Below are 20,956 nucleotides of genomic sequence, written 5' to 3'. Positions count from 1 at the left end.
ACACTTATTGTCTTAAATTTCTTAATCTCTTTAGTTCCTTGTATCGGGAATATACTCCCAATGCGTTAAGATAACATATGATTAGCCCTTTTTTTCCGTCGAGTATTCCGAATCGTAGAATATAATGATTGAAAAATTTGTAAAATGGGCGAAATACAAAGTGGTAGAAGTTGGGGTCATAATCCTTTTTAAGTTCCTCTACCGCCTTCATTTGTCCATACTTTATCATTTTGCCCTTGTAGTCTTCATAATCCTTATAGGAGTAATGGATTAGTTTGTTTTTAAGTACCTCAGACTGTCCGTCCACAACCAATGTTTCGTGTACTATCCTATCCTGCGTAAAATGAACCTTACTTTTTTTGAACAGTCTATAATTTTTATCCCTTTGCCAACCACTAAAGCGCAAAACCTTATTTTTGAACATAAAGGTTCGGTAAAAATAATAGGCATCTGCCGTTGGATTGGAGGAATTTACGGTTTCCAAGATTTCATTTCTTAGTCCATCTGGAACTCGTTCATCGGCATCAAGGAAAAGTACCCAATCATTGGTTGCCTGCTCTAAGGCATAGGATTTTTGGTCTGTATAGTTTACAAATGGCCGCTGGATTAATTTAACCTCAGGATGCTCTTTGATTTTTTCGATTGTGCCATCCGTGCTAAAGGAATCCACTACGATAATCTCGTCTGCAAACTTTACATTTTCCAAAACAGCATTGATATGGATATCCTCATTGTAGGTAATGAGAATTGCAGAGATTTTATTTATTTTTTCACCAACAAAGGGATTCTTGGTTGGTTTTCCGAACATGGAATTAATTTTAAGCCTTCTTGCTAGGGATAGTTTTCTTTCTTCCGGCACCCCATGTATTTCAATATATTCTTTAACTGCGTTTACCATGCGAACTGCAGACTTTCCATCTTGATATGGGTGAAATTGCATATTTATGTATGCTCTTTCCGCAGCGTGGGGATCCAAGTGAAAATTGTCCAAAACTTTCTCGGTAAGACCACTATAAGTTTTTGAGTTGTCCCACAACACCTTTTCGGCAATATTCTTGAAGGATATTACTGGTTTGTTCAAGAGAATGAATTCGTATATTACGGATGAGGTGTCGCTAACCAATATATCTGCCTGTAAGAGCGATTTAATAATGTTTTTGTCCTCTTTGAAAATTACATTGTGAATTTCATTGGACAGCCTTTTGTATTCCTTTATCCATTTTTGGTCCATGAGGTCATGGAACTTTATAAAGATTACGTATCCCGTAGTCTCGGCAAGGTTTCTTATTTCCTTTAATAGATATGGGGCAGAAGTTAGGCTAGGGGAGAAGGTAGGGGCGTAAAGAACAATTTTATCCGTGTTGAACTGCTGCAAAATGGCTTTCTTTTCAAAATCATATTTGTTTTTTTCCGTGCTGTAGACATCCAATTTTGGCCACCCTGTCTCTATCACATCAAAATTATCGTGTACTTTTTTTAGCTCATTGAATTTATCAGTGAAATAGGGGCCTTGGGTAAGATAAAGATCAAAGTAGTGCCGTATCCTGAAATGTCCTTTTTTTTCACCTGCAAGTCCATGAAAAACTTGGACTTTTAGCCCCCGGATATAATAGGGTACTTCGTTTCCAGGCACATAAATGGCATCGCTTTTATACAGTTGTAAATCTAAAGTACTAAGGGTGTAATCCTCATTTTTATATGGAAAATTAACCAAGAGTTTACCAGAAATATACCAAAGAAAATCATGTCCCTGTTCCTGAAGTACATCCCGGATGGGAGCAAGGATGCCAAAGGCATATGCATTTTGGCAAAATAAAATTACTTTCATTTGCGAAATAGGGTATTGGCATTTTCCAAATCTTCCTTAAAATCAACTTCCATACAATTGTAATCGGAAATGTCCACGGCACTAATTTTAAGGTCGTCTTTTTCTATGGCCAGCTCCAGACCTCTTTCAAAATAATCATTGTCATCACATTCCTCAAGTCTAGTGATAAAACTTTTTATATCCTTGGCAGCAATGAAGTTAATACCTACTGCTTCACCAAGTCCATTTTTCACCGTCTTGGACAATTTATCAATATAATTATCCTTTAATGTGTACTTTACCTCTTCATCTGCCACCTTACTGGTGTTTACGGCTACGAATGATTGATTTTTATTAATGTAGGGTATTAGGACGGATAGGAGACTTACATCAAAAACAACATCGCCATTTAGCCAAAGCACGGATTTGTCCCTGTTTTTTCTTAGGGCTTTTAAAAGACTTTTGGAAGTATTGGTCTGATCAAAAAATGGGTTGTATATATAGGTGAGTTCCGGAAAGCGTTCCATTATTAGGTCTTTTTTAAAACCAACAACAACGTTAATATCGTCTATATCAAAGGTTTCTTCCAAATTGTTGACCTGCATCTCCATAATACATTTTCCATTTTTTAAAGGTGTCAAAGGTTTAGGAAATGGGTTTCCAAGTCTTGATCCAATACCCGCTGCTAAAATGACAATTTTCATGAGTTTTTTCGTTAAATGCTAGTCCGTAACTAGACTTGTTATATATTTTTGTCCTTTTGGAATCTCTGGTAGAACAAAGTAATCACCAATTATTTTGTTGTATTTTTCTGGTAAAAAGCTATTCCTGGCATCGGAGGGATAAAAGGTCATTTCACCAAATAATGTTTTTCCTTGTATGGAATAAAGATCTACCCTCGTAAACGGAAGGTTAGCGGCTAATTTTTGGGCTACTATTTTCATTTCCCCAAAATTTTCAGGCCTATCAATTTCACCTTCATAGTAAGGAATCTTTTGGGTGTACAGGTCTAGTTTGTTCCACTCCATATCGTAGTAACATCTAGAGTTTTTTGAACCTCTATCTATATCGATCTGTACAAATTTAGGGCTGCCATCAAAGCAAAAGAACTTGTAGTCGTTTAAGACCTCTTTCCCCATTTCTTCCAGGTATTTTTCGGCTATTAATCTGGGCTTAACATCTTTATAGGCCCATTCTTTACCACCCCTATAGTATTGGTTCTTGGACATCCATTTCTTGAGTAAATATCTCGATTTGATTTTGTTCAGTTTTTTTTTGTCCTTAACAATTAGGTTGAAATGGTAGCCATGGACCCCCTTAATAACAAATTGATCCGGCAATTTGTCAAAATCCACTTCGGAACTTCTATCATATACCGCCAAGGTTTCATTTAAATATTGTTTACCAATTTTATCTTCCACATAGGCCTTAACAGCATATTTGTCTACCAGCTGATTTAATATTTTAGGTCTAAAAAAAACTTTGTACCAAGATATCTTTTCGTAAAATTCAACCGGATTGTCGAGATCCAATTTCTTGCCCGAATAATATTCGTAGTATATTTTAATGAAGGTCTTCTGGGGTAGAAATTTAAATTTCTTAAGAAGTCCGTATAATATTTTTTTAACCATAACCTAATGCAAAGATAAAGTAGGTAGGCAAAGATATGTAATTAAAGGTTGATAAATTTGTCGGGTGGAGAACAGCAGCCCTTCAATATCCGTTATTGTAAGTACTTATAATTCCGAAGAATGGTTGGAAAAGGTTCTTTGGGGTTTTCATCAACAAAGTTATCCCGATTTTGAGGTAGTTATAGCCGATGATGGTTCGGGACCCAGAACCAAGGACTTGATTAGGTCCATGCAAAATACCTTTTTTTATGAAATTCAACATGTTTGGCAGGAGGATGATGGATTTCAGAAGTCCAAAATATTGAATAAGGCCTTAAAGGCATGCCGTGCGGAATACATACTTATGACGGATGGCGATTGTATTCCAAGAAAAGATTTTGTTGAAGTGCATTATCTAAATAGAGCGGCCGGCCACTTTATTTCTGGGGGGTATTTTATGTTACCCATGAATATTTCGCAATTAATAACTAAAGAGGATATTGAGGAACAAAATTGTTTTAACATTAAGTGGTTGGAGACCCATGGAATAGCCAAAAAGTTTAAAAGAACAAAATTGACGGCAAAGGGGCATGTTTCAAAATTCCTAAATTCCTGGACACCTACAACGGCCAGCTGGAACGGACATAACTCGTCCGGTTGGAAAAAGGATATTCTAAGGGTAAATGGTTTTGATGAAAGAATGCAGTACGGGGGACAGGACAGGGAACTTGGGGAAAGACTGGTTAACAGCGGAATCAAATCCATACAATTAAGGTATAGTGCTATCTGTGTGCATTTGGATCACAAGAGAGGCTACAAAACGGAAGTTTCCATACAAAAGAACAAATACATCAGGAAACAGGTAAAGAAGACCAGAAGTTCTTGGACGGATTATGGCTTGACCAAAAAATAGCTCAATTTTTCCTTTTTGCCCAAGCGTTTTAATTCCATATACCTTTCAAAATCACCCAAGGCATTTAAATAGCAGATGGTAATCCCTTTTTTTCCATCAAGTATTCCCAATCTAATTATGTAGTGGTTAAAAAACTTCCAAAAAGGCTTAAAAACTAACAAAAGGTAATTAAACTTCTTGTTTTTTTGATGGGCCTCCTTGGCCTTTAAACGCCCGTATCTTAGCATTTTAAATTTATAATCTTCGTAGTTTTTGTAACAGAAGTGCATTAACTTCTGCTTCAATATTCCAGAGGTACCTTTTACAATAAGGGTTTCGTGTACTATTTTTTCCTTGCAAAATTGAGCTTTACTTTTTCTAAAAAGCCGGTAGTTCTTATCGGTTTGCCACCCACTAAAGCGCAGGCGACTGTTTTTGAACATAAATTTACGGTAGAACCAATATGCACAATGTTCAGAATCTTTTTTTGCCTTGCATTTTATTTCATTTCTCAACTGGTCAGTAACCACTTCATCCGCATCCAAGAAAAGGACCCAATCATTGGAAGCTTGTTTTAGGGCAAATGATTTTTGGGCCGTATAATTTTCAAATTCGTGTTGAATAACCCTAACCTTGGGATGACTGTTAAGATACTCGTAGGTGCCATCTGTGCTATACGAATCCACCACTATAATTTCATCTGCGAATTCTATGGAATCGATACATTTTTCAATATATCCAATTTCGTTATAAGTGATTATTAAAGCCGATATTTTTTCACTCTGTTCTATCATGCAATCGAAAATTTTACCACTTATTAGATAGTTTTAATAGAAATAGTTGCGTTGAAATCACTAAAATTTAATAGGATATTACTTAATACATAACAATTAAAAATGGATAATAGTATATCAAATTATAAGTAGTTTTTCCAAGAATGTGCCCAAAAAGGTCCTTTAATTTTGGTTATTGCCTTGGTTTATAGGGCTTTTCTTAACTGGTATGGACAAGGGATTGGCCATAGAGTATAGTAGGGTTGATAATTTATTAAGGTTTTATTTAAGATAACTTCATAAATAAGTGGATCGACCAAGGCTATATATAAAAATTAGGGTATAATAAATTATGTCTGTTAGCGTTTACTACCTTTACGCATTATATACTAACAATTGTATTCTTCAAATATGACAGAGGCTTATCTACATATTTTAAAGTCCAAATATCCAAACTGGAACTTTGTCACGGATCCAGACGATCAGGTGAAATTGTATATAAGTTGTAAATGTGAATTTGATGATGCTTTGTCTGAGATGTTGGAAATCGTTAAAAATATCGGCATTTTTTTTGACAATAAAGATTACATCATTAAACTTAAAAAGGGGAATACCCTTGCTATAAAAGTAAAGCACAGTAAAAAGGCCAAGAAATATAATAAAATGTATACTTCCGGTTGTTTTGATATTTTTCATTTTGGGCATCTTAACATTCTCAAAAGGTCAAAACAGATGTGTGGTCATTTAATTGTAGGCGTTTCTACGGACGAACTTATTTTGAAAGAAAAAGGGAGACTGCCCATTATTCCTTTTGAAGAAAGGATAAAATTGGTCAAGGCAATAAATTATGTGGATGAAGTTATTCCCCAGACGGATAAAAATAAGCAAAGAATAGTGGATGAGTATAATATAGACGCCATTTCCGTTGGAGACGATTGGAAAGGCAGATTTCCAAAAACGACATGTCCCGTGGAATACGTGGCCTATACAGAAAATGTAAGTAGCACCATCTTGAAGGAAACATTACAATTGCAACCTCAAGAGAATTAGGCTATAGCATTGTCATCTTTGGAAGTATCCCAATCCTTAACCTGTTTTTGCCAATCTCCATATCTATAAGTTAGATATTCATCCGTCAGTGCTGGGATTTTATAGTCGAAATCTTTAAATGAAATAGACGCAAAAGTGCTGTAAAACTTGCTAGGGACAAACTTTGTTTTGTTGTCTATTTCCCAATAACTGTTTTCCCCATGTTGGTATTTGATAAAAACATCTAGACAAACTGCCCCTTTAATCATTCCGAAAAATCGCTTTTCCCTTATTTTTATCATTCGGATATTGCCTTTAATAAATAACTCGGAGGTTTCATTAAAGCGCCTGGTCCTTACCCTATAACCTGCTTTTTTTAATGCTGCATAAAATTGGTCCAACTTATCCAATTGGTCTTGGTTAATGGACATATCCACGTCGTTATCCCAAGGCAATAGTCTGTTTTCCCTTTTTATGCCCAATAAGGTACCTCCTTCTATCCAGTAATCAATATTACAACGGTCAAAAAGGATAGCCACATTCTTCAGCATTCTTTCGGCAATAACTTTATTCTTTCCTTCAAGGGTTATGTTATATGCCATGATTTACAAAGGTTTAATCCAAATTATTTTTTAGGAAAATGCGAAGTCCGTCCAAACTCCCTTCCTTATTGTAAGAAAAGGTTTTTATGCCAACAGAGGTGGCAGAATTTAAGGCCTCTGAATTGTGTTCAAAATAAACGACCTCAGTAGGTTTTAAATTAAAATGGCTTAACATTTTAAGGTAATATGCCTTATCGGTCTTGTTGGGATTATGTTCCAAACTAAAAACCTGATAAGGCATATTTATAATTCTATAGGTAATACATTCCTGTTTATTGGCATTTGTTAGGATGATTTTAGGATTGGGATAGGAGTCCAATAATTCTAATAGATCCATATCCATTCCCTTTTCAGTAACAAAGGTGTTCCAAGCATCAACAAGAATAGTTTTCATTTTATAGCTTTTAAACCGCTACGTCGTATTCCCTTAGGGCATCATTTAGGGAAGTTTTTTTGTTGGTACTCTCCTTTCGGGTACCAATGATTAAGGCACAGGGCACTTGATAATCTCCGGCCGGAAATTTTTTGGTATAACTTCCCGGGATAACAACAGATCTTGCTGGGACCAATCCTTTTCTCTCTATAGGTTTGTCACCAGTAACGTCTATGATTTTTGTTGAGCCGGTAAGTACCACGTTTGCACCCAATACCGCTTCTTTTTCTACACGTACACCTTCCACAACGATACATCTGGATCCAATAAAGGCATTGTCCTCAATGATAACCGGTGCTGCCTGTAATGGCTCCAAGACTCCGCCGATTCCAACACCACCACTAAGATGGACGTTTTTCCCAATTTGGGCACAGCTACCAACGGTGGCCCATGTGTCCACCATGGTTCCCTCATCTACATAGGCTCCGATATTTACATAACTGGGCATTAAAATTGTACCCGCGGAAATATAAGACCCGTGTCTGGCAACTGCATTGGGAACAACACGTATACCCTTTTCGGCATAGCCTCTTTTAAGTGGCATTTTATCGTGATATTCAAAGATACCCGCTTCCAAGGTTTCCATTTTTTGAATCGGAAAATATAGTACCACTGCCTTTTTTATCCATTCATTGATCTGCCAACCGTCTGTAGTAGGTTCGGCACAGCGTAATTTGCCGTTATCCAAAAGATCTATGACTTCCCTAATGGCGGTCTGAGTTGGAATTTCTTTAAGTAAGTCTCGATTTTCCCAGGCAGTTTCTATTGTTTTTCTTAGTTCTTTCATCTTTAATAATTCAAATTTTAGCAAATATAAGGGCTAGTAGGTAATTAACCTTTTGTTTTTGCACTTATAACAATTTATCCCTTATTTTTGCAAAAAATTTGTGTGGGAAGGATTGTAGCATTGGATTATGGAAAGGTTCGGACGGGAATTGCCGTTACGGACGAGTTGCAAATAATAGCTTCTGGCCTAACTACTGTTGATACCAAGGACCTTTTGAATTTTCTTAGGAAGTATGTCCAAGAGGAGAAGGTAGAAAAATTTGTGATCGGTGAACCAAAGCAAATGAACAATCTTCCATCCGAATCCGAGGAATTGATCAAACCTTTTTTAAGAACTTTGGAAGGTGTTTTTCCAAAGATACCAGTAGAGCGCCAGGACGAGCGCTTTACTTCTAAAATGGCATTTCAGACCATGATAGATAGTGGCCTTAATAAAAAACAAAGAAGGGATAAGGCCTTAGTCGATGAAATTAGCGCCACTATTATCCTTCAGGCGTATTTAAATAGAAAACAATAGTATGATATTACCTATAGTTGCTTATGGAGACCCGGTACTTAGGAAAGTGGCGGATGATATAGACAAGGATTTTCCAAAATTTGAAGAGTTGGTGGCCAATATGTGGGACACAATGTACAATGCCAATGGTGTGGGTTTGGCCGCCCCTCAAATTGGGCTGCCCATAAGGTTGTTTGTTGTGGATAGCACACCATTTGCGGATGACGAAGAGCTTACGGAAGAAGAGCAAAACGCATTAAAAGGGTTTAGGAAAGTTTTTATTAATGCAAAAATAGAGGAAGAAACTGGAACAGAATGGGCTTTTAACGAAGGCTGTCTTAGTATTCCAGATGTAAGGGAAGATGTTTCCAGGAAAGATACTATTACCATATCCTATATGGATGAGAATTTTAAATCCTATAAGGAAACCTATGATGGTCTATTGGCCAGGGTAATCCAACATGAATATGACCATATAGAGGGTATTTTGTTTACCGATAAATTATCCTCCTTAAAAAAACGCCTTTTAAAAGGAAGGTTGGCCAATATTTCCAAGGGAAAGATCAAGGTGGAATATAGAATGCGATTTCCCAACATTAAAAAAGCACGTTAAAACTATTTCTATTATAAACAAAAAGTAGCATATTTGCCGCTGAAACTAAAAAAACAGATGGGTTTAAATAAAATATTATCGATTGCAGGTAAGCCGGGACTTTTTAAATTATTGACGCAAACGCGTTCAGGTTTTGTAGCCGAATCTTTATTGGATGGAAAAAAAGTTACCGTAAGTTTTAAGAACAATGTTAGTGTCTTGTCTGAGATCGCAATCTACACTTTGGAAGAGGAAGTGCCTTTAAAAGTGGTGTTCGAAAAGATCAAAGAAAAGGAAGATGGTGGTAAAACAGCAGTGAGCCATAAAGAGGATAAGATGAAATTGGAGGAATATTTGTTTGAAGTGCTACCCAATTATGATGAGGATAGGGTTTATGCCAGCGATATTAAAAAGATTATACAATGGTATAATTTGTTACATGAGCATGGTATTACAGAGTTTGCGGACGAGGAGGAAAAAGAAGAGGCTTCCAAGGAAACAAAATAGATTTTACATATATACAACATTAGAACCTTCGTTTACGAAGGTTTTTTTTTATCCCAAAATATAAGTTTCCCTTCCAATAAATTAGGGTAGCCATCACCTCTATGGCAAAATTATTCTCCATTTAGCTTCAGGCTTTTGTTATTGGTCTAAATTGTTGGGCAGCGGACTACTAATTATGGAAATTAATATTTTAATTCCTTAATCAGTTTTGTCATGGCTAAATTTTATAAAAAAAGTGCAATTGTTTTTTTAATTCTCCTTGTCCTTCCCTTTGTACTTATCGGGCAGCAACGTACCGGAAATATAGTAGAGTATTTTGGTAAGGAAAAAGTGGAGGATATTCATGAAGGAAAAGTAATCCATGTATTTAATAAGGCCTTGGCTTTGTCCATTCCCAGTTTCGGATTTGAATCTTCATCTTTTCCAGTAGATCCAGTTTTTGACAAATTTCTGATGGAACCGAGTACCCAGGTCAAGGAGGGCGAAGTTTTTGATATAGATTTCTTTGGAAGGGAATTAAAATGGAACGCCATAAAGGTGGATAGTACCAATAGCTTTTCCGGGAGAGACCTTAGGTCGGGTTATGTATATCTCACGTATAATTCGGGATCGGAAAAAACGGTTTTGTTCGAAGCTTCCGGGCATTCTTTGGTTTCCATTAATGGTTATCCTTATGAAGGTGACCATTACGATTTTGGTTGGAACCTTATCCCTTTAAAGTTGAAAAAGGGGAATAATGTTTTTGTTTTAAAGGTAGGCCGTTTTCCAAGAATTCGTGCACGCTTATTGGAGCCTAAAGCCGAGGTTCAATTTACTACCCGAGATGTAACGGTTCCCGATCTTTTATTGGAGGAGGACATGGAATATAAGGCTGCAATAAGGGTTATAAATGCTTCTGATAAGTGGATCAGGAAGTATGCCATTGTGGCCAAGGTCAATGATAGGGAGCTTACTACCAAAATAAACGATATTCCACCTTTTACGGTTTATAAAATTCCTTTTTCCATTCCCTCGTCCACCTTGGATACCTCCCTCGAAAAGGTGAATGTAGATCTAGGTTTGATACAAAGTAACGGGCAACAGGTTTCTACCGAAACCTTGGCATTAAATGTGAAGTCGAAAAATAAACATCATAAGAGAACTTTTATAAGTGATATAGATAAAAGTGTACAGTATTACAGTGTAGCACCGGATAGCAATGGCCAAACTGATGGCGCAGCACTTTTCCTTTCGGTACACGGAGCTTCTGTAGAGGCCGTAAATCAAGCTAACGCCTATAAGCAAAAAGATTGGGGTAACCTTGTTGCCCCAACGAATAGAAGACCTTACGGGTTTGCTTGGGAAGATTGGGGAAGATTGGATGCCTTGGAAGTATTGGCGGACAGTAAGAGGATTTTTAAACCGGACAGCAGCAAAATTTATCTAACAGGGCATTCCATGGGAGGACATGGAACATGGTATTTGGGGGCAACTTATCCAGACCATTTTGCCGCTATTGCACCATGTGCCGGATACCCAGATTTGTTGTTGTACCGTGGAAGTAGGTCTGAGAGGCTTCTGGAAATGAGTGAGGAACAGAGGGCAAACTATGGTATTACTCCTAAAATGTTCGAACGTATGACGGCGGAGTATGTCCCTACTGCGGTCGAAAACATTGTAGAAAGAGCGGGAACCCCTAGCAGAACCTTAAAATTGATTCGAAATTATCTGCATCACGGAGTATATGTGCTGCACGGTGAAAAAGATAACGTTGTACCTACTAGTTTAGCGCGCGATATGAGGGAGAGATTGGGAAAATTCCATCCGGATTTCACCTATTATGAGTATCCAGGCGGTACGCATTGGTATGGGGACCACAGTGTAGATTGGGAACCCATTTTTAATCTGTTTAAGCAACGAACGATTCCCGAGGTACAGGATATAAAGAAGCTGGAGTTCAGTACAGGGTCGCCAGGAGTTTCAGCGACCTCGCATTTTATTACCATCCATCAGCAACAAATACCTTTTGAAGTAAGTTCATTTGATTTTACGTGGGATTCCATTATTAAAATAGAGACCAAAAATGTGTCTCTGTTGGAGGTAGATTTTACAAAATTGCCCGGGGATATCCATAGTATTGAACTTAACGGAAAGGAGATTGGTATTACATCCAAGGAAAATATCTACTTTAAGGAAAAGGATGGGGATTGGAATATTGTAGATAAACCTTCATTGGAGGAAAAAGGACCTCATAGAAACGGAGGGTTTAAAGATGCCTTTAGAAATGATGTAGTATTTGTATATGCTACAAAAGGTTCCAAAGAAGAGAATGATTGGTATTACAATAAGGCAAGGTTTGATGCGGATACTTTCTGGTACAAGGCCAATGGCAATATAGAATTGGTTGCGGATATCGACTTTTCCTTAAGAGATTATCCTAACCAAAATGTTGTTGTTTATGGTAATAAAAACAATAATGCTGCCTGGGATAAATTATTAAAAGATAGCCCCGTCCAAGTATTCAATAATAAATTAAATTTTGGCAGTAGAAGTATCAGCGGCAACAATTGGGGCATGTATTTTATAGTTCCGAGAGCGGATAGCGATGTGGCCAGTGTTGGGGTGGTAACTGCTACGGGGCTTCTGGGAATGAAAGCCGCCTATGCCAACCATTATTTGGTGAACGGAACTACTTTTCCGGATTTGATGCTCTTTGATGAAACTGTATTGGCACAAGGAACTTCTGCAGTAAAATGTGCTGGATTTTTTGGTAATGATTGGACTATTGAAAATGGTGATTTTGAATGGAAATAAGGAAACATCGTCCAAATAACGAATATCACAATTCGTTTATAAATGGATTAGGTATACTATTTGGACGATTATCTACCTATTATTTTGATGTGTTAAGGATAAAACTGGAAACATCTTTCCTGAATTTTTCCATGGAGGGTTTATGGGTATACATCATATGTCCCGCCTCATAATATTCCATGGTGATATTATCCTTGATTTCCTTTTTAAGGCCCAAATGATTGATGCTGTGTTCCACCCCATAAAAAACAGTGGCTAGGTCATAGATGCCGTTCAAGATCAAGACCTTCATGTTAGGATCTCTGGATAAGGCCGTGGCCATATCAATACCGGTGTTGATCGCCGCCGAGGTGCCCCATCTGGTATTTCCTTTATGCGTCCAATCCCATTTAAATCCATCCCTTCTGCCTGCTGTTATGGAGTATAGCAAATTTTTATTCACTTTTAAGTCGCCATAAAAATAATCCAGAAACCCACTAATGTAGGCGGGGGAAATGGCCATACTTTGGGGGTCATGGCTTCCTTCTTGGGCAAGGAGATCTTCATTGATTCCTGTAAAGCGAGAATCCAACCTTCCTACAATCTCGCCTTTGTCCCTTAAAAATTCAGCAAAAAATTCAGATGCCGTTACCTTTAAATCCGCTTTTAACCAATAGTCCGTATCTGTACCAGTGTAGTACGCTAATTTGGAGGCAATGTTGGCTTTTTCATTTTCCGAAATTTGATCTCCTTTAAATAGGGCAGGGGTGTACTCATTTTCGGTAAAGGATCTAACGGTCTTGAGGAATTCAAAAACGTTTTCCTGTTTGTCCGTTATTTTATCATGGTACCATGCCGTGGCGGCATAGGTAGGAAAATGAACTATATATGGTAGGTCGTCATTTGGCGGAAAGAGAAGGGTCCTTAGATCGAAAACAGCCGATACCATTATTACTCCGTTCATGGCCACCCCTTGGTTTAACAGGGTATTCATTAAACCTGCGTTTCTAAAGGTGCCATAACTTTCCCCCAATAGAAATTTGGGACTGTTCATACGATCGTTATGGATTAGAAATTGTGTTATGAATAGGGAGAGGCTCCTGATATCCTGATCTACACCCCAAAAATCCTTGAACTTGGCTTTTCCTATAGGTATGCTTAGACCGGTACCTACGGGGTCTATCATTACAAGATCTGCAACATCCAGGATAGAGTAATTGTTGTTTACAATTTTATAGGGCGCAGCTGGGGTAGATTTAGGGTCGTCCACTACAATTCTTTTAGGCCCCAAAATTCCCATATGCAGCCAAAAAGACGATGAGCCCGGGCCACCGTTGAAGGCAAAAACTATTGGGCGCCTCTGTGTTGCCAATCCTCTTTTGGAATCCCTAGTGTAATAGGTAAAGCCCATTAAGGCAATGGGCTTGTTGGTTTCATCCTTTACCTCAAAAGTTCCTGCCTTTGCAGTTAAATAAATGGTATTGCCATTTATGGTAACGCTTTGCATGGTGGTAGCTACCTCGGCTTTGGGTATAGAATCGTTTTCCTTGTTGGGATAGCAGAATTGTCCCAAAAGAAGGGTGGTGATTAGAATAAAGGCTTTCATTTGTTCAGTATTTAAATTTGGTTAAATAGCTAAACAGGTAAAGTCTGATAATTAGGGGCTTACAATATATTAAATATACGGATTATAGCCGACAGTAATGTTTAATGAACAATTAGTCCTTATCGATAGTTTTGTAGGTATACTTGCTTTTTTTCCAATCTATTAGTTCGGACGGGTAGTATTTTACATTCATTTTGTCCAAATACGGTGCCTGGTTGCCTAACCTTACTTTGTAATTTTCCCAATTTCTATTTTCTTCAACGCTCCAGCTAAGCTCGGAATATCCTATCATCCTAGGAAATGCCAAATACTCCAATTCCTCCATATTGCTTATGGTCTCGGACCATAATGGAGCTTCAACGCCCAGAATATTTTCCTTATTGATTCCCTTTACATATCTTTCTGGTGTCCATATATATCCTGTATCCACGGGAATGTAGCCTGCCCAATGAAGTCCGTATTTAGATAGGGTGTCATATTGCATATCCAGATAGGCCTTTTTTCCTGGGGATAATATTATTTTTAACCCTTTTTCCACAGCCAGTTTGGCATTTTCCTCGTTGGCCCAAAATTGTGCTATGGCGCTGGTATCAATATCGGCATGCACAATTTCATCCCAGCCGATCATTTTTTTGCCGTATTTTTTTACAATTTTGTCCACTTTGGAAACAAAATGGATGAAATCCTTTTTCTTGGTAACATGACTTTCATCTCCGCCAGCATGAAAATACGGACCGGGAGTAATAGCCGATATTTCCCTTACAACATCATCTATAAAGGCATAAACAGTATCCTTGCGCGTGTCAAAGGTGCTAAACCCAACTTCAGTGCCCGTATAAATTTTTGGCGTTTTTCCATTTCCATTTAGAATGGGATAGGAAACTGATGCCGCATTGGTATGCCCTGGCATATCTATTTCAGGAACTATGGTTATATAATGCTTGGCGGCATAGGCCACAATATCCTTATATTCTTCTTGGGTATAAAAGCCACCTGGTCCACCACCCACTTCAGAACTACCACCTATTTCGGTAAGTTTGGGCCATGATTTAATTTCTATCCTCCAGCCTTGGTCATCCGCAAGGTGTAGGTGTAGGATATTAATTTTGTAATATGCCAGGATATCAATATACTTTTTTACATCCTCTACACTAAAAAAATGCCTGGCCACATCCAACATGGACCCCCTGTATTCAAAATTCGGATTGTCTATGATTTTACCAGTTGGAATCAACCACATTTTATTTTCGGAAAGGGTATCGTTACTGGTCTCCGGAATTATTTGTCTTATAGTCTGTACACCTCTAAAGGCGCCTTCGGCCGTTTTTGCATTAAGGATAATGGAATCCTGGGTTATGTGCAAGTCGTAACCCTCTTTGGATGAAAAAGCAGTACTGTCGGATTGGTTGATAAAAATAATTCGCTCCGCACTGGTATTGGTCGAAGAATTTACCGCCAAGTCCAAATCGGTCTGCCATTTTATTTTTTCCGATAAGAATTCGCCGACCTCAGGGAAGCCCGTAGCATTTTGGGAGGTATAGATGATGGTATTTTTATCCAATCCAAAAGCACTATTGGTAGGGATTATTTTTAGCGGTTTTGGAACAAAATTTTCCGCCTTTAGATCTGTTGTTGGAAAATTGATTACTTTCTTTTTTTCCTGTTGACATGCAACGAAGGCAGTAAAAACTGTTAGTACTACCAGTGATTTAAAAAGAATTGAATTTTTCATTTAGTTGGATTGTGTTAGTATTATTTGCTTATTCCTGTCCTTGGGTCAATTCATATAAGGTTTGATGACCGAAAACCAAAGGTCGTACCCTTTACTGTTCATATGAAGTCCGTCACTTATAAAGATATCCTTTCTTACCTGTTTTCCATCCATCATCACATCCCACACATTGGCAAACTGCAAGGCACTGTCCTCTTCACATAACTTTTCGAATGCCCTGTTCAATTTCATGTATTTTCTTTTTAGCTTCCACCTAGCCAAACTTGGTTTTGCAGCTATGATCACCACCTGGGTTGCATTATTTCTTTCCCTAATCTTATTAATGATTTCACGGGTGGTGTCTATAATATCCTTGGTCCTTTTCTTGGAAGCAATATCATTATCACCCTCGTAGATAAAAACCTTCTTAGGATTATATTGTAATATGAGCTCATTGTAATACTGGAAGAGATCGGAAGATTGTGATCCACCGAAACCAGAGTTGATAATTTGGTGATTGGGGAACATGGATTCCAAGTTTTTCCACATCCTGATGCTGGAACTACCAGTAAACACAATGGTTTCTTTGGAGGAGTCCCAAAGGGATTCATATTTTTTCTGTATGGCCTTCACCTCATTTTGAAAGGCCGGGGTTTTTTGGCCATAACCAAGGAACGCCAAAGAAAGGAATAAATAAGTGAGCTTTTTCAATGTCATTAAATTAAAGGTTTAAATTATAATATTTATTGTTCATGACAAATAATTTTCGACCGGGAACATTGGTTGTACGCTAATGGTAAAATCCCACATTGGTCGGTGTTGGATTAAGGTAGCCGTTACTGAACTACAATTTTCTCGGCCACTGCCCATTCGTAAAACCGTTCTATCCAATTATCCGAAGGCAAGTGCTGGGTTTTCATTCCAAAACCATGACCACCCTTGGAATACATATGCAATTCGGCGTTCATTCCAGATTTTGACCAGGCGGAATAAAGCTCAACACTTTCATGGGCCAGATCATATTGATCATCGGAAGCGCAGATTATAAACATAGGTGGCGCATTCAAAGGAACGGTATAGTTGCCTAAAACGGTCATCCAAGGATAGACTGGAACTATAAAATCTGGCCTATTGTTTTTGGTGTAATTAAAAGTAACCCCCATGGTTACCGCACCCCCTGCAGAAAAACCCATAAATCCTATTTTGTTTGGATCAATTCCCAATTCCTTTGCGTTGCCCCTAACATAGGCCATGGCATTTAAACCATCGGATGTTGCCAGTTCAAGGACCTTGGACATTTTTTTTGTCATTGCCGAGGAAGCATTTTGATTTTCCTCGGTTTCATTGGGGAGTGCATTGTTGTTCTCTGGCAATAATCTGTATTTGAGGACAAATGCCGTAATGCCTTTGGTATTCAACCACTTTGCTACATCAACGCCTTCACTATTGATACTCAACACACGAAGTCCACCACCAGGTGCTATTACAACGGAGGTTCCGGTATTTGCGGAGGGCTCCGGTCTAAATATTTGAAGGGTAGGTATGGAAACATTTGAAATTAATTGGGTTTGCTATTGTTCGGAATAAGTTGACTTTTCACCTCCCAGCCATTCTAGTTCTGTTGGGTTCTCATGTGGCAATATAACCATCTCCTGCGAAAATAATATTTGGGAAATTGGTATGGCAATTAGAAAAAGTATAGTGTTTTTCATTAATGCGTTGATTAGTATTTTGTAATGAGAGATTGGTAAACCATTTGTCTCATTTTATCCCCATAGTAATTGCTGTAAGGTTGTAGCTGACTCATTAGGATTACTATGAGTTCTTCTTTTGGGTCTATAAAAAAATAGGTGCAGTAGGCACCGCTCCAATAGTATTGACCCACAGAGCCCAATGTTTTGCTTGCAGCTAGATCGGTGGTAACACCAAATCCTAGTCCGAAACCTTGTCCAGGGGCTTCGTAAAGGTCACCCACTTGGTTCATGGTCATGATATCCACGGTTTTGGGACTAAGTAAATGTTTGCCCTTATATTGCCCTTTGTTAAGAAGCATTTGGCAAAATTTCATGTAGTCGGAGGCGCTAGAAAAAAGGCCATGCGTACCACCATAAATGGTATTGCCCTCTGTAGGTAATTGGGTTTTGGAATTTACCAGGTTCCCTTGTTTGTCCAAATTATGAACAGGCATCCATCTCCCCTTGTTTTCTTTGGATATGTTATACCCTGTGTCTTTCATTTCCAAGGGATCGAATATTCTTTCTTTTAAAAATTCGGCAGTGGTCATACCCGAGAAATGTTCAATAAGCAGTGCAAGGACATCCGGGGATGCACTGTAGTTCCATTGATCACCTGGGTGCCCTATCAAAGGCAATTTTATCATGGCATTTACCCTACTTTCTATATCCTTATGTGGTTCGGAATATAGTGCTTTAGCAATTTCGTTGTCCAATTTGGTACGTCCTAGGCCATGTGAAAATCCAGCAGTATGGGTCAATAGTTGCGTTATGGTAATTTCACTATTGGCCGGTTCGGTTTCCCCATTTGTCCCTTGATCCAAATCCTTGGCTACCCTCAAATCCTTGAACTGGGATAAATATTTGGAAACCGGATCTGTAAGCAGGAAATATCCTTCTTCATATAACATCATAAACGCCGCGGTTACGATGGGCTTTGTCATGGACATGATATGAAACAGCTGATCCTGTTGAATAGGGGCCCTATCTGCCAAATTACTATATCCATAAGCGGCTTCGTGCACTATTTCTCCCCTTCTCATAATATAGGAAACGGCACCTGGAATTCTCCTTTCGTTTATTTCTTTTTTAAGAAAATCGTCATATCGGTTTAACCTTGCCTTATCAATTCCCGATATGGTTACACTTGGTGGTGCAGTGGTACCGGTTTGCCCGTTGGCGGGCATCACTAGGATAAGTAAAAGGAACAATAGTGTACTTAATGATTTTATATTTTTCATGATGTTTATAGATTGGATCTATTAAAGATAAGATTAAAAAATTGTTCCATTAACTCCTTAATTGTTATTATATTAGGGTAATACGCCAAACCAATACCAACAAACCAAAAATACCATGTCCATCCAGAAATTCTATTTTGCTCTTTTTGCCTTTTTATGCTTGTCAACAATTGGTTATTCCCAAACTCCCGATTTGAACAATGACACCCAAACACGACCAACTGCTGTTGCAGTTCCTATTGAATCCGAACCCCTGGTAGATGGGAATATTCTAAAAGATGAGGTTTGGCAAAAGATAAAACCGTTTGGGGGCTTATTACAAAGTCAGCCCAATTACGGGCAAGCAGCCAGTGAACGTACGGATATAAGAATTGCCTATACCGAACACACTTTTTATGTGGCAGTAGTATGTTATGATTCGGATCCTGATGGGCTTGTAGTCTCCGATGCTAGGAGGGATGCTTTGTTGGACAACACCGATGCCTTTCTTTTTATAGTGGATACCTATAAGGATAATCAGAATGGTTTTATTTTTGGAACCAATTCGCTCGGAGTTGAATATGATGCCCAAGTAGATAATGAAGGTCAGGGCAATCAGAATACAAACAGGCAGCAAGGCGGAACCATAGGAGGTTTTAATCTAAACTGGGATGGCTCGTGGAAAGTTAGGACTTCGGTTCATAATGAAGGTTGGAGTGCGGAATTTGCCATTCCATTGCGTACCTTAAGATTTCAGCCTGGAAAGGATTGGGGCATTAATTTTCGCAGGAATATCAGGAAGACCAATGAAATTGCTTATTGGTCGCCAATGCCCATAGGCTTTAATTTAAATAGACTTTCCTTGGCCGGTACGCTCACTGGTCTAAAGCTTAAAACTCCCAGGAATTTAAAGGTTATTCCTTATGTGTTGGGGCAGTTGGCCAAAGATTATGAGGCCATTAATCCGAAGGCAAAATTTACCCCCGAGGTTGGTGGGGATATAAAATTCAGTATAACACCTAGTCTTACCTTGGACCTTACCTATAATACCGATTTTGCCCAAGTGGAGGTTGATGAGCAACAGGTAAACCTGGATCGTTTTAATTTATTTTTTCCCGAGAAGCGACCATTTTTCTTGGAGAATGCAGGCTTGTTCAGTGTGGGGAGTCCAGGGGAAGTAGACCTGTTTTTTAGTAGACGAATTGGCATAGGGGATGACGGAAACATAGTCCCTATAATTGGAGGGGCCAGGTTATCCGGAAAATTGGACCGGACCAATGTTGGACTTTTGACCATGTTTACCGATGAGGTTGAAGATGCTGGGATACATAAGAATAATTTTACGGTAGCACGCGTTAACCATGAATTTAAAGGGCGATCGGCCTTGGGGGCAGCTTTTATTAACCGTTCGGGGATAGGTATCCAAGATGATTTTAATAGTACCATAGCCATCGATGGAAAATTGGGTCTGGGCCGCAAGGCTAGAATGACAGGTTTTTATGCTCAGACCAATGGTCCAATGGATACCATAAATGAACATTCTTTCAGGTTAAAAACAGATTATGTCTGGAATAGTTGGGAAATAGGAGGGGGGTATACGGAAGTTGGGGAAGGCTTTAATCCGGAAGTTGGATTTTTACAACGTTCTGCCTTCAGAAAACCGGAAGCAAGGGTTTTATATCATTACAGGCCAAAGAATGAAAACTCGGTCATCTTGGAATTAAGGCCCCACATCTCCTACAACAGTTTTTGGAATTTTGAGGGCTTTCAGGAAACCAGCTTTACACATATAGATAACCACTGGGAGTTTAAAAGCGGGATGGAAATCCATACCGGTCTAAACCTTACTACCGAAGGGGTTCTGGATCCTTTTGAGATTTCGGACGGGGTTACAGTATTGCCCGGTACCTATAGGCACTCGGAATCCCAGTTGGTTTTCTTCACCAATAAGAGTAAGCCCGTCTCCATAAATATTCGCTCCGTGATCGGTGGTTCTTTTGGGGGCAAAAGATATCAACAAAGTGGCACTCTAAGTGTACGATTGGGCGATAGGTTCAATTCAGATTTTATTTATCTCTACAACAATTATCAATTGCCGGTTGGCGATTTTACGGCTAATATTTTCCGCAGTCAAATGACCTATTCCTTTAGACCCAATTTATATGTACAGAGTTTGGTGCAGAACAACTCGGCCAATGAACTTTGGGCGGTAAATTTACGATTGGGCTGGTTGCAACGTGCCAATACCGGGCTATTTGTGGTCTATAATTACAATGTAAGGGAGGGCGATCCCTTAAATAATAGTATTATTATTAAATATAGCCGAATGTTCGATTTGATCAATTAGGTCCAGGTTACACTTAAGCTTTAGCTGTAAAAACAATCTA

The 20,956-nt window shown here is 38.5% G+C and carries 20 protein-coding genes; 7 read left to right on the top strand and 13 right to left on the bottom strand.

Features of this window, described 5'->3' with window-relative positions:
- Positions 1-4: 4 nt before the first annotated feature.
- From BUA60_RS23435 to BUA60_RS11835, 3 genes are read right to left on the bottom strand one after another with little or no spacing between them, the layout of a single operon-like run.
- The gene (locus tag BUA60_RS23435) at positions 5-1,828 is read right to left on the bottom strand and encodes a CDP-glycerol glycerophosphotransferase family protein (RefSeq protein ID WP_072861983.1); all 1,824 of its coding nucleotides are present in this window, start codon (positions 1,826-1,828) and stop codon (positions 5-7) included.
- Positions 1,825-2,511: a phosphocholine cytidylyltransferase family protein gene (locus BUA60_RS11840; RefSeq protein ID WP_072861982.1), complete on the bottom strand. Its 687-nt coding sequence runs from the start codon at positions 2,509-2,511 to the stop codon at positions 1,825-1,827. Before BUA60_RS11840 ends, BUA60_RS23435 begins: the two co-directional genes overlap by 4 nt.
- 18 nt (positions 2,512-2,529) lie before the next feature.
- A complete protein-coding gene (locus BUA60_RS11835; protein ID WP_072861981.1) occupies positions 2,530-3,438 on the bottom strand; it encodes an ATP-grasp fold amidoligase family protein in 909 nt (302 codons plus the stop codon).
- A 64-nt stretch (positions 3,439-3,502) separates the two neighbouring features.
- Here BUA60_RS11835 and BUA60_RS11830 point away from each other — a divergent pair, with 64 nt between their 5' ends.
- On the top strand, positions 3,503-4,330 hold the full coding sequence (locus BUA60_RS11830) for a glycosyltransferase family 2 protein (protein ID WP_072861980.1): 828 nt from the start codon (positions 3,503-3,505) through the stop codon (positions 4,328-4,330).
- Here BUA60_RS11830 and BUA60_RS11825 read toward each other — a convergent pair.
- Entirely contained in the window at positions 4,309-5,103 is a 795-nt protein-coding gene (locus BUA60_RS11825; protein WP_072861979.1) for a glycosyltransferase family 2 protein, read from the bottom strand. The genes BUA60_RS11830 and BUA60_RS11825 overlap by 22 nt on opposite strands.
- A 390-nt stretch (positions 5,104-5,493) precedes the next feature.
- On the opposite strand from BUA60_RS11825, the gene BUA60_RS23195 reads away from it, so the two are divergent.
- Complete coding sequence (locus tag BUA60_RS23195) at positions 5,494-6,132, top strand: FAD synthase family protein (protein ID WP_218587922.1); 639 nt, start codon at positions 5,494-5,496, stop codon at positions 6,130-6,132.
- Here BUA60_RS23195 and BUA60_RS11815 read toward each other — a convergent pair.
- Genes BUA60_RS11815 through BUA60_RS11805 form a run of 3 tightly spaced genes read right to left on the bottom strand, consistent with a single transcriptional unit; the run spans position 6,129 to position 7,933 of the window.
- The gene (locus tag BUA60_RS11815; RefSeq protein ID WP_072861978.1) at positions 6,129-6,713 is read right to left on the bottom strand and encodes a LicD family protein; all 585 of its coding nucleotides are present in this window, start codon (positions 6,711-6,713) and stop codon (positions 6,129-6,131) included. The two genes, BUA60_RS23195 and BUA60_RS11815, sit on opposite strands and share 4 nt — an antisense overlap.
- Positions 6,714-6,726: 13 nt before the next feature.
- On the bottom strand, positions 6,727-7,107 hold the full coding sequence (locus BUA60_RS11810) for an HAD family hydrolase (RefSeq protein ID WP_072861977.1): 381 nt from the start codon (positions 7,105-7,107) through the stop codon (positions 6,727-6,729).
- Positions 7,108-7,117: 10 nt separating this feature from the next.
- Positions 7,118-7,933, bottom strand: a complete 816-nt coding sequence (locus tag BUA60_RS11805; protein WP_072861976.1) for a 2,3,4,5-tetrahydropyridine-2,6-dicarboxylate N-succinyltransferase — start codon at positions 7,931-7,933, stop codon at positions 7,118-7,120.
- 102 nt (positions 7,934-8,035) lie between these two features.
- On the opposite strand from BUA60_RS11805, the gene ruvX reads away from it, so the two are divergent.
- The 4 genes from ruvX (at position 8,036) to BUA60_RS11785 (ending at position 12,320) form a co-directional block, all read left to right on the top strand.
- Positions 8,036-8,449 (top strand): Holliday junction resolvase RuvX, encoded by a 414-nt coding sequence (gene ruvX / locus BUA60_RS11800; RefSeq protein WP_072862078.1) that lies wholly within the window; start codon positions 8,036-8,038, stop codon positions 8,447-8,449.
- A gap of 1 nt (position 8,450) precedes the next feature.
- A complete protein-coding gene (gene def / locus BUA60_RS11795) occupies positions 8,451-9,041 on the top strand; it encodes a peptide deformylase (RefSeq protein WP_072861975.1) in 591 nt (196 codons plus the stop codon).
- Positions 9,042-9,098: 57 nt separating this feature from the next.
- Entirely contained in the window at positions 9,099-9,527 is a 429-nt protein-coding gene (locus BUA60_RS11790) for a DUF5606 family protein (protein WP_072861974.1), read from the top strand.
- A gap of 213 nt (positions 9,528-9,740) precedes the next feature.
- Entirely contained in the window at positions 9,741-12,320 is a 2,580-nt protein-coding gene (locus tag BUA60_RS11785; protein WP_072861973.1) for a carboxylesterase family protein, read from the top strand.
- A gap of 79 nt (positions 12,321-12,399) precedes the next feature.
- On the opposite strand, the gene BUA60_RS11780 is transcribed toward BUA60_RS11785, so the two are convergent.
- The 6 genes from BUA60_RS11780 to BUA60_RS11760 all read right to left on the bottom strand — a co-directional run bounded on the left by BUA60_RS11780 (position 12,400) and on the right by BUA60_RS11760 (position 18,590).
- Positions 12,400-13,905: a S10 family peptidase gene (locus BUA60_RS11780; protein ID WP_072861972.1), complete on the bottom strand. Its 1,506-nt coding sequence runs from the start codon at positions 13,903-13,905 to the stop codon at positions 12,400-12,402.
- Between the two features lie 112 nt (positions 13,906-14,017).
- Positions 14,018-15,637, bottom strand: a complete 1,620-nt coding sequence (locus BUA60_RS11775; protein WP_072861971.1) for a family 20 glycosylhydrolase — start codon at positions 15,635-15,637, stop codon at positions 14,018-14,020.
- Between the two features lie 45 nt (positions 15,638-15,682).
- Positions 15,683-16,333 carry a GDSL-type esterase/lipase family protein gene (locus tag BUA60_RS11770; protein WP_072861970.1) on the bottom strand — a complete coding sequence of 217 codons (651 nt, stop codon included), beginning with the start codon at positions 16,331-16,333 and terminating at the stop codon, positions 15,683-15,685.
- Between the two features lie 119 nt (positions 16,334-16,452).
- On the bottom strand, positions 16,453-17,073 hold the full coding sequence (locus BUA60_RS11765; protein ID WP_178346995.1) for an alpha/beta hydrolase: 621 nt from the start codon (positions 17,071-17,073) through the stop codon (positions 16,453-16,455).
- Positions 17,074-17,187: 114 nt separating this feature from the next.
- Entirely contained in the window at positions 17,188-17,328 is a 141-nt protein-coding gene (locus tag BUA60_RS23040; protein ID WP_178346994.1) for a hypothetical protein, read from the bottom strand.
- 11 nt (positions 17,329-17,339) lie between these two features.
- Entirely contained in the window at positions 17,340-18,590 is a 1,251-nt protein-coding gene (locus BUA60_RS11760) for a serine hydrolase domain-containing protein (protein WP_072861969.1), read from the bottom strand.
- Positions 18,591-18,705: 115 nt separating this feature from the next.
- On the opposite strand from BUA60_RS11760, the gene BUA60_RS11755 reads away from it, so the two are divergent.
- Positions 18,706-20,916, top strand: a complete 2,211-nt coding sequence (locus BUA60_RS11755) for a DUF5916 domain-containing protein (protein WP_072861968.1) — start codon at positions 18,706-18,708, stop codon at positions 20,914-20,916.
- The last annotated feature ends 40 nt before the right edge of the window (positions 20,917-20,956 follow it).

It is taken from the genome of Arenibacter palladensis (genome assembly GCF_900129275.1).
Classification (GTDB): Bacteria; Bacteroidota; Bacteroidia; order Flavobacteriales; family Flavobacteriaceae; genus Arenibacter; species Arenibacter palladensis.
The sequence above is the reverse complement of the archived record's forward strand: the minus strand, read 5'-3'. Positions and strand labels throughout refer to the sequence as shown.

Bases quoted from the DNA above. Each gene is read 5' to 3' on its own strand.
- BUA60_RS11835 (WP_072861981.1), bottom strand. From the start codon at position 3,438: ATGGTTAAAAAAATATTATACGGACTTCTTAAGAAATTTAAATTTCTA.
- BUA60_RS23435 (WP_072861983.1), bottom strand. From the start codon at position 1,828: ATGAAAGTAATTTTATTTTGCCAAAATGCATATGCCTTTGGCATCCTT.
- BUA60_RS11825 (WP_072861979.1), bottom strand. From the start codon at position 5,103: ATGATAGAACAGAGTGAAAAAATATCGGCTTTAATAATCACTTATAAC.
- BUA60_RS11775 (WP_072861971.1), bottom strand. From the start codon at position 15,637: ATGAAAAATTCAATTCTTTTTAAATCACTGGTAGTACTAACAGTTTTT.
- BUA60_RS11815 (WP_072861978.1), bottom strand. From the start codon at position 6,713: ATGGCATATAACATAACCCTTGAAGGAAAGAATAAAGTTATTGCCGAA.
- BUA60_RS11805 (WP_072861976.1), bottom strand. From the start codon at position 7,933: ATGAAAGAACTAAGAAAAACAATAGAAACTGCCTGGGAAAATCGAGAC.
- BUA60_RS11840 (WP_072861982.1), bottom strand. From the start codon at position 2,511: ATGAAAATTGTCATTTTAGCAGCGGGTATTGGATCAAGACTTGGAAAC.
- BUA60_RS23195 (WP_218587922.1), top strand. From the start codon at position 5,494: ATGACAGAGGCTTATCTACATATTTTAAAGTCCAAATATCCAAACTGG.
- BUA60_RS11755 (WP_072861968.1), top strand. From the start codon at position 18,706: ATGTCCATCCAGAAATTCTATTTTGCTCTTTTTGCCTTTTTATGCTTG.
- BUA60_RS11790 (WP_072861974.1), top strand. From the start codon at position 9,099: ATGGGTTTAAATAAAATATTATCGATTGCAGGTAAGCCGGGACTTTTT.
- BUA60_RS23040 (WP_178346994.1), bottom strand. From the start codon at position 17,328: ATGAAAAACACTATACTTTTTCTAATTGCCATACCAATTTCCCAAATA.
- BUA60_RS11780 (WP_072861972.1), bottom strand. From the start codon at position 13,905: ATGAAAGCCTTTATTCTAATCACCACCCTTCTTTTGGGACAATTCTGC.
- BUA60_RS11770 (WP_072861970.1), bottom strand. From the start codon at position 16,333: ATGACATTGAAAAAGCTCACTTATTTATTCCTTTCTTTGGCGTTCCTT.
- BUA60_RS11785 (WP_072861973.1), top strand. From the start codon at position 9,741: ATGGCTAAATTTTATAAAAAAAGTGCAATTGTTTTTTTAATTCTCCTT.
- def (WP_072861975.1), top strand. From the start codon at position 8,451: ATGATATTACCTATAGTTGCTTATGGAGACCCGGTACTTAGGAAAGTG.
- BUA60_RS11760 (WP_072861969.1), bottom strand. From the start codon at position 18,590: ATGAAAAATATAAAATCATTAAGTACACTATTGTTCCTTTTACTTATC.
- BUA60_RS11810 (WP_072861977.1), bottom strand. From the start codon at position 7,107: ATGAAAACTATTCTTGTTGATGCTTGGAACACCTTTGTTACTGAAAAG.